The following is a 15,813-nucleotide window of genomic DNA, read 5'->3' on the forward strand; positions in this document are numbered from 1 at the left end:
TTCAGTTCCCCTGCCCTTCAACGAAATCCTGATCGACGATGCGGTATTCAGCGCTACGGGCGTGGGCGGTCAGCGACTCGCCACGAGCCAGCACCGAAGCGGTCTTGCCCAGTTCGGAGGCACCCTGCTCGGAACAGAAGATGATCGACGAACGCTTCTGGAAGTCATACACCCCCAGCGGCGACGAGAAGCGCGCGGTGCCCGAGGTCGGCAACACGTGGTTCGGCCCGGCGCAGTAATCGCCCAAGGCCTCGGAAGTGTGGCGGCCCATGAAGATCGCGCCGGCGTGGCGGATCTGCGGCAACCAGGCCTCCGGATCGGCAACCGACAACTCCAGGTGTTCCGGGGCAATGCGGTTGGCCACTTCGATGGCTTGCTGCATGTCGGCGACCTTGATCAACGCGCCGCGCCCGTTGATTGAGGTGGCGATGATCTCGGCGCGAGGCATGGTCGGCAGCAGTTTGTCGATGCTCGCCGCGACTTTGTCGAGGAACTCGGCGTCGGGGCTCACCAGAATCGCCTGGGCGTCTTCGTCGTGCTCGGCCTGGGAGAACAGGTCCATGGCGATCCAGTCCGGATCAGTCAGGCCGTCGCAGACCACGAGGATTTCCGACGGGCCGGCGATCATGTCGATACCGACCTGGCCAAACACATGGCGCTTGGCGGTGGCCACATAAATGTTGCCGGGGCCGACCACTTTATCGACCTTCGGCACACTTTCGGTGCCGTAGGCCAACGCCGCCACGGCTTGCGCACCGCCGATGGTGAACACCCGGTCAACTCCGGCGATGCACGCAGCGGCCAGAACCAGTTCGTTGATTTCACCGCGCGGAGTCGGCACCACCATCACCACTTCACTGACGCCGGCGACCTTGGCCGGAATCGCGTTCATCAGCACCGACGACGGATAAGAAGCCTTGCCGCCCGGCACGTAGAGACCGGCGCGATCCAGTGGCGTGACTTTCTGACCCAGCACCGTGCCGTCGGCCTCGGTGTAGCTCCAGGAATCCTGCTTCTGTTTTTCGTGGTAGCTGCGCACACGGGCGGCGGCGGTTTCCAGGGCTTCGCGCTGGGCCACGCTGATGCGGGTCAGGGCCAGTTCCAGGCGCTCGCGCGGCAGTATCAACTCAGCCATGGACGCCACTTGCAGGCCGTCGAACTTCTGGGTGAATTCGACCAGCGCCGCGTCGCCGCGCTCGCGCACAGCCTTGATGATGTCGAGCACCCGCTGATTGACCGAGTCGTCGGACACGCTTTCCCAGCTCAGCAGATGATCCAGATGATGTGCGAAATCCGGATCGGCAGCGTTGAGTCGGCGAATTGCAGTCGGTGCGGTCATAGCGAGAGCCTCATAGGAATGGCAAAAACTCAGGCGCCCTAAGCTACCGTTCGATCCGCTTGGGCACCTGAGAATTCTGGCTATGAGGCGGATAGACGGGCGCGACTCAAGGTCGCGCGGGTGAATCAGCCGCGGTGTCGCGACTCCACTGCCTTGCGCAGGGTATCGATCAACGCCTGGATGCGGGCGTGCTGCATCTTCATCGACGCCTTGTTGACGATCAGCCGCGAGCTGATGTCGGCGATGAATTCCTGCGGTTCCAGGCCATTGGCACGCAAGGTGTTGCCGGTGTCGACCACGTCGATGATCTTGTCGGCCAGGCCGATCAGTGGCGCCAGCTCCATCGAGCCGTACAGCTTGATGATGTCGACCTGACGGCCCTGCTCGGCGTAGTAACGCTTGGCGACGTTGACGAATTTGGTGGCCACCCGCAGGCGCCCTTTGGGCTCAACGTCACCGACGCGGCCGGCGGTCATCAACTTGCACAGGGCAATGCGCAGGTCCAGCGGCTCGTACAGGCCCTGGCCGCCATACTCCATCAACACGTCCTTACCGGCAACGCCGAGGTCGGCGGCACCATGCTCGACGTAGGTTGGCACGTCGGTGGCGCGCACGATCAACAGGCGAACATCGTCCTGGGTCGTGGGGATGATCAGCTTGCGGCTCTTGTCCGGATTCTCGGTCGGCACAATGCCCGCTTCAGCCAGAAGCGGCAGGGTATCGTCAAGGATGCGGCCCTTGGACAGTGCGATGGTCAACATGGGAAACGTCAGTCCTTATCAAGGTACTCATGCCCGGGCGCATTCGGCGCCGGACACACATCGAGCCGGAAACCGGCTCGACTTCAACAATTCAACGGGCGCGTCCTTGCGCCCATGCATCTGGGACTAGCCCGGGACGCGGCGGATCTTGGCGCCGAGCATCTGCAGTTTTTCTTCGATGCACTCGTAACCACGGTCGATGTGGTAGATGCGGTCGATCAGGGTGTCGCCTTCAGCGATCAGCGCCGAAATCACCAGACTGGCCGAGGCCCGCAGGTCGGTGGCCATGACCGGGGCACCCTTGAGCTTCTCGGTGCCGGTGACGATGGCGGTGTTGCCTTCGACCTGGATCTTGGCGCCCATGCGGTGCAGTTCATACACGTGCATGAAGCGGTTTTCGAAGATGGTCTCGATCACTGCGCCGGTGCCTTCGGCAATGGCGTTGAGCGAGATGAACTGCGCCTGCATGTCGGTCGGGAACGCCGGGTACGGCGCGGTACGCACGTTGACGGCTTTCGGACGCTTGCCATGCATGTTCAGCTCGATCCAGTCTTCGCCGCAGGTGATTTCGGCACCGGATTCGCGCAGTTTCTCCAGCACGGCTTCGAGGATGGTCGGATCGGTGTCCTTGACCTTGACCCGGCCACCGGTCACGGCAGCGGCCACCAGGTAGGTGCCGGTCTCGATGCGGTCCGGCATCACTTTGTAGGTGGCCGAGTGCAGACGCTCGACGCCATCAATGGTGATGGTGTCGGTGCCGGCGCCGCTGATCTTGGCGCCCATGGCAATCAGGAAGTTCGCCAGGTCGATGACTTCAGGCTCGCGCGCGGCGTTCTGCAACACGCTGCGACCTTTGGCCAGGGCGGCGGCCATCATGATGTTCTCGGTGCCGGTCACGCTGACGGTATCGAAGAAGAAGTGCGCACCGCGCAGGCCACCTTCAGGCGCCTTGGCCTTGATGTAGCCACCTTCGACGTCGATGACCGCGCCCATGGCCTCGAGGCCACGGATATGCAGATCGACCGGACGTGAACCAATGGCACAACCGCCAGGCAGTGCGACTTCGGCTTCACCGAAACGCGCAACCATCGGGCCCAACACCAGGATCGAGGCGCGCATGGTTTTTACCAGTTCGTACGGCGCGATCAGGGTCTTGATGGTGCGTGGGTCGATTTCGACGCTGAGCTTCTCGTCGATCACCGGTTCGATGCCCATGCGACCGAACAGCTCGATCATGGTAGTGATGTCGTGCAGGTGCGGCAGGTTGGCTACGGTCACCGGGCCATCGCACAGCAGGGTCGCTGCCAGGATCGGCAAGGCAGAGTTCTTTGCCCCGGAGATACGGATTTCGCCATCAAGGCGAGCACCGCCGGTAATAATCAATTTATCCATAAGAATCTCGACGCCCTTGGGCTCAGGTGCGCTCGGCCCAGGCCGCGCTGCTGAAAAATTTCATAGTGACCGCATGGATGCTGCCATCGACGATCCATGGGTTCAAATGGGCATAGACCTGCTGCTGACGCTTCACCGGGCTCAACGCCGCCAGTTCATCGCTAATCACGTTCAGCTGGAAATTGCAGCCTTCGCCTTCAACTTCCACATGCACGTGTGACAGAGAATTCGACAGCTTTCCTTCAAGGAAGCTCTTTACTTCGTTGGCCTGCATGCTCAACCTCAATCGGCGCCCTGTGCGCGCGGGTCGGACATCATACAAAAAAGCCCCGCGCCTGCGAACCCCGCGAAGCAGGACTCTGACGGGGGGCTTGATTGATGGATGATAGTTAAGGGTGCGCCAACAGCTCGGTCAATTCGCTGACCTGAGCGATTTCACGCATGTCTTCGGGTAATGCACGAATGGTTAGCGCCTTGCCGGCCGCCTGCGCATCACGCATGAAGCACAGCAGCAGGGACAGGCCCACGCTGCTGGATTTTTCCACCGCCGCGCAATCGACCACCAGCGCCGGGGCGCTGCTGGCTTTGATCAGCGCCGCGCCTTCCTTGCGCAGGCCCGGGCCGCTGCGGTAATCGAGGACACCGCTGAGCAGCAACTCGCCGGTTTCGCTCATGCGAATCGCCGACTCAGTCATTGCGGCTGCTTCTCGGTGGCTTCCTTGGCCTTGGCCACTTCGCCAGCCCAATTGTTGATGGTCTTGTCCAGGTCGCCGCCGTTGCGCTGCATGGCATCGGCGAACTGATCGCGGAACAGCTTGCCGATGTTGATGCCATTGATGATCACGTTGCGCAGTTTCCACTCGCCATTGACCTTCTCCAGGGTGTACTGCACCGGGTAGATCGAGCCGCTGCTGCCCTTGACCGTCATGCCGACGCTGGTGCGCTCACCGGATTCGTCCTTGGGCGGATCAACGGTGATGCCCTGGTTGTTGTATTCGAGCAAGGCATTGCCATAGAACTGGAACAGGCCGCGCTTGAAGTTTTCTTCGAACGTCTTCATTTGCGCCGGGGTGGCCTTGCGCGAGTACTTGACCGTCATGATGCTCTTGGAAATGCCCTCGGCATCTACCACGGGCCCGACGATGGTATTGAGCGCCATATAGAAGTCATGCGGATCCTGCTTGTACTTCTCTTTATTGGCCGACAGGTCAGCGAGCATGCGCTTGGTGGTGTCTTCCACCAGGTCATGGGCCGACGGCGCCGCCACGGCATGGGCCATCAACGGCAAGGCCGCCAGGAGCGCCCACAGGCTACGTCGCAAGATTGAGATCATTCAAAAGCTCCTCATTTGGCGTCTTTGCTAACGGTATTGAGCAGGAATTTACCGATCAGGTCCTCAAGTACCAGTGACGACTGGGTGTCGTGAATGGTTCCACCGTCCTTGAGCAGGGTGTCTTCGCCCCCCACGCTCAAACCGATGTACTTCTCGCCCAACAGGCCAGCGGTGAGGATAGAAGCTGTCGAGTCAGTCGGCAGGTTATCCACGCGCTTTTCCAGTTGCAGGGTCACTCGACCGGTGAAACTGTCGCGGTCCAGATCGATGGCCGTGACCTTGCCGATGGTTACACCGGCCATGGTCACCTTGGCTCTGACCGTCAAACCGGCGATATTGTCGAAATAAGCATAAAGTTTGTACGTATCGGTACTCGCGGTCGGTGCCAGACCGCTGACTCGCAGGGCCAGCAGCAACAAAGCCAGGATGCCAGCCAGCAAGAAAAGGCCGACACCGATTTCCAGGGTGCGGTTTTGCATCAGAAATCTCCAAACATCAAGGCGGTCAAAATAAAGTCAAGGCCCAGCACCGCCAGTGAGGCGTAGACCACGGTCTTGGTAGTGGCTCGGCTGATCCCCTCGGAGGTGGGCTCGCAGTCATAGCCTTGGAATACGGCGATCCAGGTCACGACAAAGGCAAATACCATGCTCTTGATAATGCCGTTGAGCACGTCGCCACTGAAGTTCACGCTGTTTTGCATGTTCGCCCAGTAGGAGCCTTCGTAGACCCCCAGCCAGTCAACGGCCACCCACGAACCACCCCAGATCCCCACCACGCTGAATATCATCGCCAGCACCGGCAGGGAAATGAAGCCGGCCCACAGGCGCGGGGCAACAATGTACTTGAGCGGGTCGACGCCGATCATTTCCAGGCTCGACAACTGCTCGGTGGATTTCATGTTACCGATCTCCGCCGTCAACGCCGAACCGGCGCGTCCGGCGAACAGCAAGGCAGTCACCACCGGCCCCAGCTCACGCAACAGCGTCAGGGCAACCATCTGCCCCACCGCCTGCTCCGAGCCGTAGCTCGACAGAATGCTGAAACCCTGCAGCGCCAGCACCATGCCGATGAAAATCCCCGAGACCACAATGATGACCAGGGACATCACACCGACCGAGTGCAGTTGCTTGACCAGCAGGCCAAAGCCGCCGCCGACCGAACCGCGACCGAGTAACGCGTGGAATAGAAACAGCGAGGAGCGACCGAGGACAGCCACCAGGTCGATGCCGGAGCGACCGAACAAGCGGATTCTTTCTATTAATGACTTCTTGCGCATCAGCGCTTCCCCAACAAATCGGTGCGGTAATCCGTGACTGGAAAATGGAAAGCCACAGGGCCGTCCGGATCACCTTTCATGAATTGGCGAATACGCGGGTTGTCCGACTCCTTCAGTTCCCGAGGCGTGCCCTGCCCCAGCACCTGGCCGTCGCCGACCACATACAGGTAATCGGCGATGCTCGCGGTTTCGGCCAAATCGTGGGAGACCACGATGCTGGTGATCCCCAGCGCGTCATTGAGCAGGCGGATCAGGCGCACCAGCACGCCCATGGCGATCGGATCCTGGCCGACAAAGGGTTCGTCGTACATGAGAATCTGCGGATCGAGGGCAATGGCGCGCGCCAGCGCCACCCGGCGCTTCATGCCACCCGACAGCTCATCGGGCATCAGCTCGAGAGCACCGCGCAGGCCAACCGCCTGCAACTTGAGCAGGACGATGTCGCGGATCATCTCTTCCGGCAATTCGGTATGAACACGCAGGGGAAATGCGACGTTCTCGAACACGTCGAGATCGGTGAACAGCGCGCCGCTCTGGAACAGTACGCCCATTTGCTTACGCGCATCGAACAGATCGCTGCGCGACAGTTTCGGAAGATTCTGGCCGTTGACCCACACTTCGCCACTGCTGGGGCGCAATTGTGCCCCCATCAGACGCAGCAATGTCGTCTTGCCGCTCCCGGAAGGTCCCATGATGCCCGTGACCTTGCCGCGTGGAATGCGAATATCGATGTTATTGAAAATGCTGCGCGCACCGCGCTTGAAGGACAGGCCCTTCAGCTCGACCGCGTAGGCGTTATCGGCACTCATCTAAACTCCTTGCGATGCAGCCTCTCACTCGGACGCCTGGCTCTTTGACACGAACCGTTACCTTACCGGGCGGGCCGAACTGGCGGCGAACTATATCACTGCTGCGCCGAAGGCCCCAAGGCCGAAGACCGGTACGTTGCGCTTCATTTCCACTAATAATTCATTAGCAGGTGTGTTTCGCGAGACGGGCCGGCGAATGCACGACGAAACTAACGTGAGGGTTTCGATCATTACCGCTATAATCGCCGCCTTTTCATCGGGCTATACGATTTCAGACATGAGCCAATCCAGCGACCTGATTCAATCGGCACAACGCACCATCCGCCTCGAGCTTGAAGCCGTAGAAGGCTTGCTGGCCCATATCGACGCGGATTTCGTACGTGCTTGCGAGATGATTCTGGCCAGCAAAGGTCGTGTGGTGGTGGTTGGCATGGGCAAATCGGGGCACATCGGCAACAAGATTGCCGCGACCCTGGCCAGCACCGGCACCACCGCATTTTTCGTGCACCCGGCCGAAGCCAGCCATGGCGACATGGGCATGATCACCCGCGATGACATCATCCTGGCCCTGTCGAACTCTGGCTCCACCAATGAAATCGTGACCCTGTTGCCGCTGATCAAACGCCTCGGCATCCAATTGATCAGCATGACCGGCAACCCGAACTCGCCGCTGGCCAAGGCCGCCGAAGTCAACCTCAACGTGCATGTCGAGCATGAAGCCTGCCCGCTGAACCTGGCCCCGACCTCGTCGACCACCGCCGCGCTGGTGATGGGCGATGCCCTGGCCGTTGCGCTGCTCGAAGCCCGTGGCTTCACCGCCGAAGACTTCGCCTTTTCACACCCCGGTGGCGCCCTCGGTCGTCGCCTGCTGCTGAAAGTCGAGAACGTGATGCACGCCGGTGAAGAATTGCCCCACGTCCAGCGCGGCACCCTGCTCAAGGATGCCTTGATGGAAATGACCCGCAAGGGCCTGGGCATGACAGTGATTCTCGAAGCCGACGGCACACTCGCCGGGATCTTCACGGACGGTGACTTGCGCCGTTCGCTGGACCGCGCCATCGACATTCACCGCGCAACCATTGACGATGTCATGACCGCCCACGGCAAAACCGCCCGCGCGGAAATGCTCGCGGCCGAGGCTTTGAAGATCATGGAAGACAATAAAATCAGCGCCTTGGTCGTCGTCGACACCCACGACCGCCCGGTAGGCGCCTTGAACATGCACGACTTGCTGCGTGCGGGAGTGATGTAAATGAGCGCCGACCTGCTGCAACGTGGCCAACACATCAAACTGGCGGTGTTCGACGTCGATGGCGTATTGACCGACGGACGCCTGTACTTCCTCGAAGACGGCAGCGAATTCAAGACCTTCAACACGCTGGATGGCCAAGGCATCAAGATGTTGATGGCAGCCGGCGTCCAGACCGCTATCATCAGCGGCCGCAAGACACCGGTGGTCGAGCGGCGGGCGAAAAACCTTGGCATCCCCCATCTTTATCAGGGGCGCGAAGACAAACTGGTGGTGCTCGACGAGCTTCTTGCCCAACTCAACCTAAGCTATGAACAAGTGGCTTACCTGGGCGATGACCTTCCGGACCTGCCGGTGATCCGCCGCGTAGGGCTGGGCATGGCGGTGGCCAATGCCGCGGGTTTCGTGCGCGAGCATGCCCACGGTATTACCCAGGCCCGGGGGGGCGAAGGTGCCGCCCGTGAGTTCTGTGAATTGATCCTGCGCGCCCAGGGCCGACTTGAAACGGCCAATGCCGCGTACCTGTGAGTGCTTATGCTGAGTAAAAAGATTCGAAACATCCTGGTGTTCGGTATTATCGCGGCGCTGTTTGCCGCGGTCGGTTACTGGAACATCAGCCCGGAACGCTTTCTCGACCAGCCGGTGGCCAAGGTCGACGAAACGGCGATCGACTATTACGCGATCAACGCCCACAGCAAGCAGTACTTGCCGGACGGCAAGTTGCAGTATGAGATGACTTCCGACAAGGTCGAGCACCTGAAGGCCACCGAAGTGACCCTGCTGACCAACCCGGACTTGAACATGTTTCGTGGTACCGAGTTTCCCTGGCACGTGCAGAGCTTGCGCGGCGAGGTCAATCCGGACGGCACCGAAGTGGAGCTGATCGACTCGGTACGCATCGCGCGCACCGACGCGAAAAACCGCCAGACCATCATTACCAGCAGTCGTATGACCGTGTTCCCCAAGCAGCAATATGCGCAAACCGAACAAGCCGTTAGAATCGACGGCGCTGGTGGCGTGTCGACTGGCAAGGGAATGAAAGCGTATTTGAAAGAAAGCAGGATACACCTGCTATCGAACGTAAGAGGACAGTATGAGGCTCGTTAAAACCCTCCCTATTTTGCTCGGTCTGAGCGCAGCACTGGGAAGCGTGAGCGCCTGGGCTCTGCCGAACGATCAGCAACAGCCGATCCGCATCCAGGCCGACGACGCCCAACTGGACGACAAGCAAGGCATCGCCACCTACACCGGTGACGTGATCATTACCCAGGGTTCGATGAAGGTCACCGGCAACACCGTGACCATCACTCGCACCCAAACGGGCGACATCGACGTAGTGACCTCGGTGGGCAATCTGGCCTACTTCGAGCAGTTGCAGACCGCGGGTGACACCAAGCCTGTTCAGGGCTACGGCGTTACCATCCAGTACCACGCCGCGCAAGATCGCGTCGTACTGATCGACCGCGCCAAGGTCATCGACAAGGACGGCAACGTTACACAGGGCGAAAAAATCGTCTACGACACCAAGACCAAGCGCGCCAGCGCCGGCCGTGCCACCGGCAGCAAGGTGACCGAGTCGCGCCCGCGCATCGACATGGTGATCCAGCCGAAAAAGAAAACTGACGAGCAGAAGGCCCCTTAATGGCAACCCTGAAAGCTCAGCATCTGGCCAAGAGCTACAAGAGCCGCCAGGTCGTGCGCGACGTCAGCCTGTCCATCGACAGCGGTCAGATCGTCGGTTTGCTCGGCCCCAACGGCGCCGGCAAGACCACCTGCTTCTACATGATCGTCGGCCTGGTGCAGGCGGATCAGGGTCGTGTGCTGATCGATGACCTCGACGTCAGCCACCAGCCGATGCACGGCCGAGCCAAGGCCGGGATCGGCTATCTGCCGCAGGAAGCCTCGATCTTCCGCAAACTGTCGGTGGCCGACAACATCATGGCCATCCTCGAGACCCGCAAGGAACTCGACAAGGCCGGCCGTCGCAAGGAACTGGAAAGCCTGCTGCAGGAATTCCACATCAGCCACATTCGCGACAACCTGGGCATGAGCCTGTCCGGCGGTGAACGTCGCCGCGTAGAAATCGCCCGCGCCCTCGCCACCGCACCGAAATTCATCCTGCTCGACGAACCCTTCGCCGGCGTGGACCCGATCTCGGTGGGCGACATCAAACAGATCATCCATCACCTCAAGGCCAAGGGCATTGGCGTGCTGATCACCGACCACAACGTCCGTGAAACCCTGGATATCTGCGAGACCGCCTACATCGTCAACGATGGCCAACTGATCGCCGAAGGCGATTCCGCCACTATCCTGGCCAACGAGCTGGTCAAGGAAGTGTATCTGGGCCACGAGTTCCGCCTGTAAGCATTGCGAGGCCTGGCGAGTCGTCAGAGCGCCCGGGACAGTTAATACACTTGGTGTGTTTTTTATTGTTACGGCGCTCTAGGCAAACACCGAGGTTTCAGGCATATAATTTGCTTATGTTTGGCGCTCCGGCGCCCTGTAGTGGATGGCGCATGTGCGCCGGCGAATAAGGTGTTAAGCCCCTGCCATGAAACCATCGCTAGTCTTGAGAATGGGCCAGCAGCTGACGATGACACCTCAGCTGCAACAGGCCATCCGCCTGCTCCAATTGTCGACCCTGGACCTGCAACAGGAAATCCAGGAGGCATTGGAGTCCAATCCGATGCTCGAACGCCAGGAAGAAGGCGACGACTTCGATAACGCTGACCCGCTGGCCGACAATGTCGAGCAGAAGCCGAACACCGATATCCAGGAACCCTCCTACCAGGAAAGCGCCCCGACGGTGGACAACCTCGAGGAAGGCGACTGGAACGAGCGCATCCCCAATGAGTTGCCGGTCGATACCGCCTGGGAAGACGTTTATCAGACCAGCGCCAGCAGCCTGCCCAGCAACGATGACGACGAGTGGGATTTCACTACCCGCACCTCCGCCGGCGAAAGCTTGCAGAGCCACCTGCTGTGGCAACTGAACCTGGCGCCGATGTCCGACACTGATCGCCTGATCGCCGTCACTCTGATCGACTGCATCAACAATCAGGGCTACCTGGACGAAACCCTTGAGGAAATCCTCGAAGCCTTCGACCCGGAACTGGACATCGAGCTGGATGAGATCGAAGCCGTCCTGCACCGCATCCAGCAATTCGAACCGGCCGGCATCGGCGCTCGCAACCTGGGCGAGTGCCTGCTACTGCAATTGCGTCAACTGCCGGCGAAAACGCCTTGGCTGGCCGAGGCCAAGCGCCTGGTCGGCGATTACATTGACCTGCTCGGCAGCCGCGATTACAGCCAGTTGATGCGTCGCATGAAACTCAAGGAAGACGAGCTGCGCCAAGTCATCGAACTGGTGCAAAGCCTCAATCCGCGCCCGGGCTCACAGATCGAATCCACCGAAGCCGAATACGTTGTACCTGACGTGATCGTGCGCAAGGACAATGAACGCTGGCTCGTGGAGCTGAACCAAGAGTCGGTGCCGCGCTTGCGGGTCAATGCCCAGTACGCCGGTTTCGTCCGTCGCGCCGACACCAGCGCCGACAACACCTTCATGCGCAACCAGTTGCAGGAAGCGCGCTGGTTCATCAAGAGCCTGCAAAGCCGCAACGAAACCCTGATGAAAGTGGCTACGCAGATCGTCGAGCATCAGCGCGGCTTCCTGGAATACGGCGACGAAGCGATGAAGCCGTTGGTCCTGCACGACATCGCCGAAGCGGTGGGCATGCACGAATCGACCATTTCACGGGTGACCACGCAAAAATTCATGCATACCCCACGGGGCATATATGAGCTGAAATACTTTTTCTCCAGCCACGTCAGCACCTCCGAAGGCGGCGAATGCTCGTCCACGGCGATCCGCGCGATCATCAAAAAACTGGTTGCCGCGGAAAATCAGAAAAAGCCGTTGAGTGACAGCAAGATCGCTGGTTTACTGGAGGCACAAGGCATTCAGGTGGCTCGCCGCACCGTCGCCAAGTACCGCGAGTCCCTCGGGATCGCGCCTTCGAGCGAACGCAAGCGGTTGATGTAAGCCACGCCACAGCGTTCCAGTGGTAGACCATCAGGTCTACCGCTTTATGCACTGGCAACGAAGGAGAAGCTGTATGCAAGTCAACATCAGTGGACACCAACTGGAAGTGACCGAACCCCTGCGCACCTACATCGGCGAGAAACTCGAACGATTAGAAAGGCATTTCGACAAGATCACCAACGTGCAGGTCACGATGACAGTCGAGAAGTTGAAGCAGAAAATCGAAGCCACCTTGCATATTCCCGGCAACGAAGTGGTCGCCAACGCTGAGCATACCGACATGTATGCAGCGATCGACGCACTCACCGACAAGCTGGACAAACAACTCAAAAAGCATAAGGAAAAGACCCAGAGCCTCCTCCAGGGCGCGACCGGTCGTTAACACTCCCCACCCATGATCCGACTTGAAAGCATCCTGACCCCCGGCCGTTCCCTTGTGAACGTGCCGGGCGGCAGCAAAAAGAAAGCCCTCGAACAAATTGCGAACCTGATCCACCGCGAGGTGCCTGATCTGGCCATGCAGGACGTCTTCGAGAGCCTGGTCGCCCGTGAAAAACTGGGTTCCACCGGTTTTGGCAACGGCATCGCCATTCCCCACTGCCGCCTCAAAGGCTGCACCATGCCCGTCAGTGCCTTGATGCACCTCGACGCGCCAATCGATTTCGACGCCATCGACGGCGCACCGGTCGACCTGCTGTTTGTACTGCTGGTCCCGGAAGCGGCTACCGATGCGCACCTGGAGCTGTTGCGCCAGATCGCCAGCATGCTCGATCGCAAGGAAGTACGTGAAAAACTGCGCAGCGCCCCGAATAATCAAGCCTTGTATCAGGTTGTCCTGGACGAGCAAAACGGTCAGTAACCATGCGCTTGATCATCGTCAGCGGCCGCTCAGGCTCGGGTAAAAGTACGGCGCTCGATGTCCTTGAGGACAACGGCTACTACTGCATCGACAACCTACCCGCCGGCTTGCTGCCGGAATTGGCGGAGCGCGCCTTGATCCACACCGAACTGGCGCAACCGCTGGTGGCCGTGTCGATCGATGCACGTAATCTGCCCAGCCACCTTTCGCGCTTCCCTTCCCTGCTCGAAGAAGTCCGCAGCCGACATATCAAATGTGACGTGCTGTACCTGGACGCCGACGAGGAAACGCTGCTCAAGCGCTTTTCGGAGACCCGTCGTCGCCACCCGCTGAGTAACATGAGCCGGTCGCTGGCCGAGGCGATCCATGACGAAACCGCCCTGCTGGGGCCGATTGCCGATCTCGCCGACCTGAAAATCAACACCACGCAGTTGAACCTCTATCAACTGCGCGATGCGATCAAGCTGCGCCTGCTGAACCAGCCAGAGCCGGGCACCGCGTTCCTGGTAGAGTCATTCGGCTTCAAGCGTGGCATGCCGGTGGATGCCGACCTGGTGTTCGACGTGCGCTGCCTGCCCAATCCCTACTGGAAACCGGAACTGCGTGACCAGTCCGGCCTCGACGCCCCGGTGGCCGAGTACCTGGCGGCGCAGCCGGATGTCGAGGAAATGTTCCAGGATATCTATTCGTATTTGAATAAATGGTTGCCACGCTTTGCCGCCAGTAACCGCGCGTATGTCACCGTGGCCATTGGCTGCACCGGCGGGCATCACCGCTCCGTCTACCTGACCGAACGTTTGGGCCAGGCCCTGCAACAATCCCTTAAGAATGTCCAGGTCCGCCACCGCGACCTTAGCTAAAGGATCCACACCGCGATGCCCGCTCTGGAAATTGAGATCATTAACAAGCTGGGTTTGCATGCCCGAGCATCAGCCAAATTCGTCGGCGTGGCCGGTCAGTTCAAGGATTGCTCCATCCGGGTGGGTCGGACACCCGAAACCACGGTGGACGGCAAAAGCATCATGGCGATGATGATGTTGGCGGCCGGTAAAGGCACCAAGATCTATCTGAGCACCGAAGGCGAGCAAGAGCAGGCAGCGCTGGATGCACTGGTGGCGCTGATCAATAACTACTTTGATGAAGGCGAATAGCCTGAATGAAAGAGGGGCCGCGCAATGCAGCCCCTCGAAGTCAGCCAGCGTTGCGAGGCGCTAGGCCAGCGCTGTATCCATCACCATCATCAGACAGAACCCGACTAACAGGCCAAGGCTGGCCAGTTTGTCGTGGCCGTTGCGCCGCGATTCGGGAATGACCTCATGGGTCACCACCAACAACATCGCCCCGGCTGCCAAGGCCAGACCCAGCGGCAATATTACCTCGGCCAGGCTCACCAGCCAGGCGCACAACAGCGCAAAGACCGGCTCAACCAGACCTGACGCCGCGCCAATCAGAAACGCCTTGACCCGCGACATCCCCGCCCCGGCCAACACCAGCGCAATCACCAGCCCTTCGGGAACGTCCTGCAAAGCGATGCCCATGGCCAGGCTGTCGGCATCCGGCATGCCGCCACCAGCAGAAACGCCGACCGCCATGCCTTCCGGGATGTTATGGGCGATGATCGCAAACACGAACAGCCAGATCCGCGGAGGAATCACCGGTCGCTCCGGCGTGCCCACCAGCATTTCGGGCGAAGCGCCGGACACTTTGCGGTCCACCAGAAACAGCCCGAACGCCCCGAGCATGATGCCAAAGCAGATCAGGCCGCTGGCCGCCCAGGGAGTAAGCCCCAGGCTTTCAGCCGCGCTGATGCCTGGGACGATCAGCGAAAACGCCGTGGCCGCGAGCATCACACCGGCGCCGAACCCTAGCAAGGTATCGCTGACGGCGATGGGCATATTGCGGATGACCAGCACCGGAACGGCGCCCAACGCCGTACCCAGCGCGCAGATCGCGCCACCTTGCAAAGCCCGCAGCAAACGCGGCTCCATCTCCAGCCAGGTCAATCCCTTGGCCACCAGCAGCGTCATGCCCGCCAACAGCAACAGTGAGCCCAACGCATAGCGAAACATTCGCCCGCTGCTGATTGCCAGTGTTTCAGTGCCCATAGTCGGCCTTGGATTCTTGTTCTAGAGACTTAAGCCAGTGCGGCCTGATAGCGTGCAGCGACTTCTGGCCAGTTAATTACGTTATAGAACGCATTGATGTATTCCGGACGACGGTTCTGGTAGCGCAAGTAGTAGGCGTGCTCCCAAACGTCCAGGCCAAGGATCGGTGTGTTGCCGTTCATCAGCGGGCTGTCTTGGTTACCGCTGCTTTCCACTACCAGAGTTTTCTGCGGTGTCACGCTCAGCCACGCCCAGCCGCTGCCGAAGCGAGTCAGTGCAGCCTTGGTGAACGCTTCCTTGAAGCTATCGAGACCACCGAGGTGTTCGTCGATCGCCTTGGCCAGCGCGCCCTCCGGTTGACCGCCCGCGTTAGGCGCCATCACTTCCCAGAATAGCGAATGGTTGGCATGTCCGCCGCCCTGATTGATCACCGCCGCACGGAGTTTTTCCGGCAACTGCTGGACGCTGGCGACCAGTTTTTCCACCGGCCACTCGGCGAACTCGGTGCCTTCGACCGCAGCGTTCAGGTTGTTGATGTAAGTCTGGTGGTGCTTGGTGTAGTGGATTTCCATGGTTTGCGCATCAATGTGCGGTTCCAGGGCGTCGTAGGCGTAGGGCAAAGCAGGCAAGGTAAAAGCCATG

At 60.1% G+C, this 15,813-nt stretch carries 21 protein-coding genes; 10 read left to right on the top strand and 11 right to left on the bottom strand.

Translation table 11 applies throughout. From position 1 onward, the window contains the following. Position 1 precedes the first annotated feature (1 nt). From hisD to RG836_RS01495, 9 genes are all read right to left on the bottom strand, one after another. Positions 2 to 1,339, bottom strand: coding sequence for a histidinol dehydrogenase (gene hisD, locus RG836_RS01455; RefSeq protein WP_310842638.1), 1,338 nt, complete (start codon positions 1,337 to 1,339; stop codon positions 2 to 4). Positions 1,340 to 1,464: 125 nt separating this feature from the next. Next, the gene (hisG, locus tag RG836_RS01460) at positions 1,465 to 2,100 is read right to left on the bottom strand and encodes an ATP phosphoribosyltransferase (protein WP_010213102.1); all 636 of its coding nucleotides are present in this window, start codon (positions 2,098 to 2,100) and stop codon (positions 1,465 to 1,467) included. Between the two features lie 126 nt (positions 2,101 to 2,226). Then, positions 2,227 to 3,492, bottom strand: a complete 1,266-nt coding sequence (gene murA, locus RG836_RS01465) for a UDP-N-acetylglucosamine 1-carboxyvinyltransferase (protein WP_310842641.1) — start codon at positions 3,490 to 3,492, stop codon at positions 2,227 to 2,229. A 22-nt stretch (positions 3,493 to 3,514) separates the two neighbouring features. Further along, positions 3,515 to 3,766, bottom strand: coding sequence for a BolA family protein (locus RG836_RS01470; RefSeq protein WP_310842643.1), 252 nt, complete (start codon positions 3,764 to 3,766; stop codon positions 3,515 to 3,517). A gap of 115 nt (positions 3,767 to 3,881) precedes the next feature. After that, entirely contained in the window at positions 3,882 to 4,187 is a 306-nt protein-coding gene (locus RG836_RS01475; protein ID WP_310842645.1) for an STAS domain-containing protein, read from the bottom strand. Further along, on the bottom strand, positions 4,184 to 4,825 hold the full coding sequence (locus RG836_RS01480; protein ID WP_310842647.1) for an MlaC/ttg2D family ABC transporter substrate-binding protein: 642 nt from the start codon (positions 4,823 to 4,825) through the stop codon (positions 4,184 to 4,186). The genes RG836_RS01475 and RG836_RS01480 overlap by 4 nt, the downstream gene beginning before the upstream one ends. A gap of 11 nt (positions 4,826 to 4,836) precedes the next feature. Beyond that, the gene (gene mlaD, locus RG836_RS01485) at positions 4,837 to 5,304 is read right to left on the bottom strand and encodes an outer membrane lipid asymmetry maintenance protein MlaD (RefSeq protein WP_310842649.1); all 468 of its coding nucleotides are present in this window, start codon (positions 5,302 to 5,304) and stop codon (positions 4,837 to 4,839) included. Further along, complete coding sequence (mlaE, locus tag RG836_RS01490) at positions 5,304 to 6,101, bottom strand: lipid asymmetry maintenance ABC transporter permease subunit MlaE (protein ID WP_310842650.1); 798 nt, start codon at positions 6,099 to 6,101, stop codon at positions 5,304 to 5,306. Before mlaE ends, mlaD begins: the two co-directional genes overlap by 1 nt. Next, entirely contained in the window at positions 6,101 to 6,910 is an 810-nt protein-coding gene (locus RG836_RS01495) for an ATP-binding cassette domain-containing protein (RefSeq protein WP_310842651.1), read from the bottom strand. The genes mlaE and RG836_RS01495 overlap by 1 nt, the downstream gene beginning before the upstream one ends. A 277-nt stretch (positions 6,911 to 7,187) precedes the next feature. Between RG836_RS01495 and RG836_RS01500 the strand changes: the two genes are divergently transcribed. From RG836_RS01500 to RG836_RS01545, 10 genes are all read left to right on the top strand, one after another. Then, a complete protein-coding gene (locus RG836_RS01500) occupies positions 7,188 to 8,162 on the top strand; it encodes a KpsF/GutQ family sugar-phosphate isomerase (RefSeq protein ID WP_310842652.1) in 975 nt (324 codons plus the stop codon). Next, positions 8,163 to 8,687, top strand: a complete 525-nt coding sequence (locus RG836_RS01505; RefSeq protein WP_310842653.1) for a KdsC family phosphatase — start codon at positions 8,163 to 8,165, stop codon at positions 8,685 to 8,687. A gap of 6 nt (positions 8,688 to 8,693) precedes the next feature. Continuing rightward, the gene (lptC, locus tag RG836_RS01510; RefSeq protein ID WP_310842654.1) at positions 8,694 to 9,266 is read left to right on the top strand and encodes an LPS export ABC transporter periplasmic protein LptC; all 573 of its coding nucleotides are present in this window, start codon (positions 8,694 to 8,696) and stop codon (positions 9,264 to 9,266) included. Continuing rightward, positions 9,253 to 9,801: a lipopolysaccharide transport periplasmic protein LptA gene (gene lptA, locus RG836_RS01515; protein WP_310842656.1), complete on the top strand. Its 549-nt coding sequence runs from the start codon at positions 9,253 to 9,255 to the stop codon at positions 9,799 to 9,801. Before lptC ends, lptA begins: the two co-directional genes overlap by 14 nt. Beyond that, on the top strand, positions 9,801 to 10,526 hold the full coding sequence (gene lptB, locus RG836_RS01520) for an LPS export ABC transporter ATP-binding protein (RefSeq protein ID WP_259499399.1): 726 nt from the start codon (positions 9,801 to 9,803) through the stop codon (positions 10,524 to 10,526). The genes lptA and lptB overlap by 1 nt, the downstream gene beginning before the upstream one ends. Positions 10,527 to 10,713: 187 nt before the next feature. Next, positions 10,714 to 12,207 carry an RNA polymerase factor sigma-54 gene (locus RG836_RS01525; protein WP_310842658.1) on the top strand — a complete coding sequence of 498 codons (1,494 nt, stop codon included), beginning with the start codon at positions 10,714 to 10,716 and terminating at the stop codon, positions 12,205 to 12,207. A 73-nt stretch (positions 12,208 to 12,280) separates the two neighbouring features. Continuing rightward, positions 12,281 to 12,589, top strand: a complete 309-nt coding sequence (gene hpf, locus RG836_RS01530; RefSeq protein ID WP_007941242.1) for a ribosome hibernation-promoting factor, HPF/YfiA family — start codon at positions 12,281 to 12,283, stop codon at positions 12,587 to 12,589. A 12-nt stretch (positions 12,590 to 12,601) separates the two neighbouring features. After that, entirely contained in the window at positions 12,602 to 13,066 is a 465-nt protein-coding gene (ptsN, locus tag RG836_RS01535) for a PTS IIA-like nitrogen regulatory protein PtsN (protein WP_310842661.1), read from the top strand. A gap of 2 nt (positions 13,067 to 13,068) precedes the next feature. Next, positions 13,069 to 13,926, top strand: coding sequence for an RNase adapter RapZ (gene rapZ, locus RG836_RS01540; protein WP_310842662.1), 858 nt, complete (start codon positions 13,069 to 13,071; stop codon positions 13,924 to 13,926). A 15-nt stretch (positions 13,927 to 13,941) separates the two neighbouring features. Then, positions 13,942 to 14,217 carry an HPr family phosphocarrier protein gene (locus tag RG836_RS01545; protein ID WP_310842663.1) on the top strand — a complete coding sequence of 92 codons (276 nt, stop codon included), beginning with the start codon at positions 13,942 to 13,944 and terminating at the stop codon, positions 14,215 to 14,217. Between the two features lie 60 nt (positions 14,218 to 14,277). On the opposite strand, the gene RG836_RS01550 is transcribed toward RG836_RS01545, so the two are convergent. Next, entirely contained in the window at positions 14,278 to 15,171 is an 894-nt protein-coding gene (locus tag RG836_RS01550) for a ZIP family metal transporter (protein WP_310842664.1), read from the bottom strand. 29 nt (positions 15,172 to 15,200) lie between these two features. Next, positions 15,201 to 15,812: a superoxide dismutase gene (locus RG836_RS01555; protein WP_310842666.1), complete on the bottom strand. Its 612-nt coding sequence runs from the start codon at positions 15,810 to 15,812 to the stop codon at positions 15,201 to 15,203. Between the last annotated feature and the right edge of the window lies 1 nt (position 15,813).

Source organism: Pseudomonas rhizozeae (genome assembly GCF_031583775.1).
Lineage (GTDB): Bacteria > Pseudomonadota > Gammaproteobacteria > Pseudomonadales > Pseudomonadaceae > Aquipseudomonas.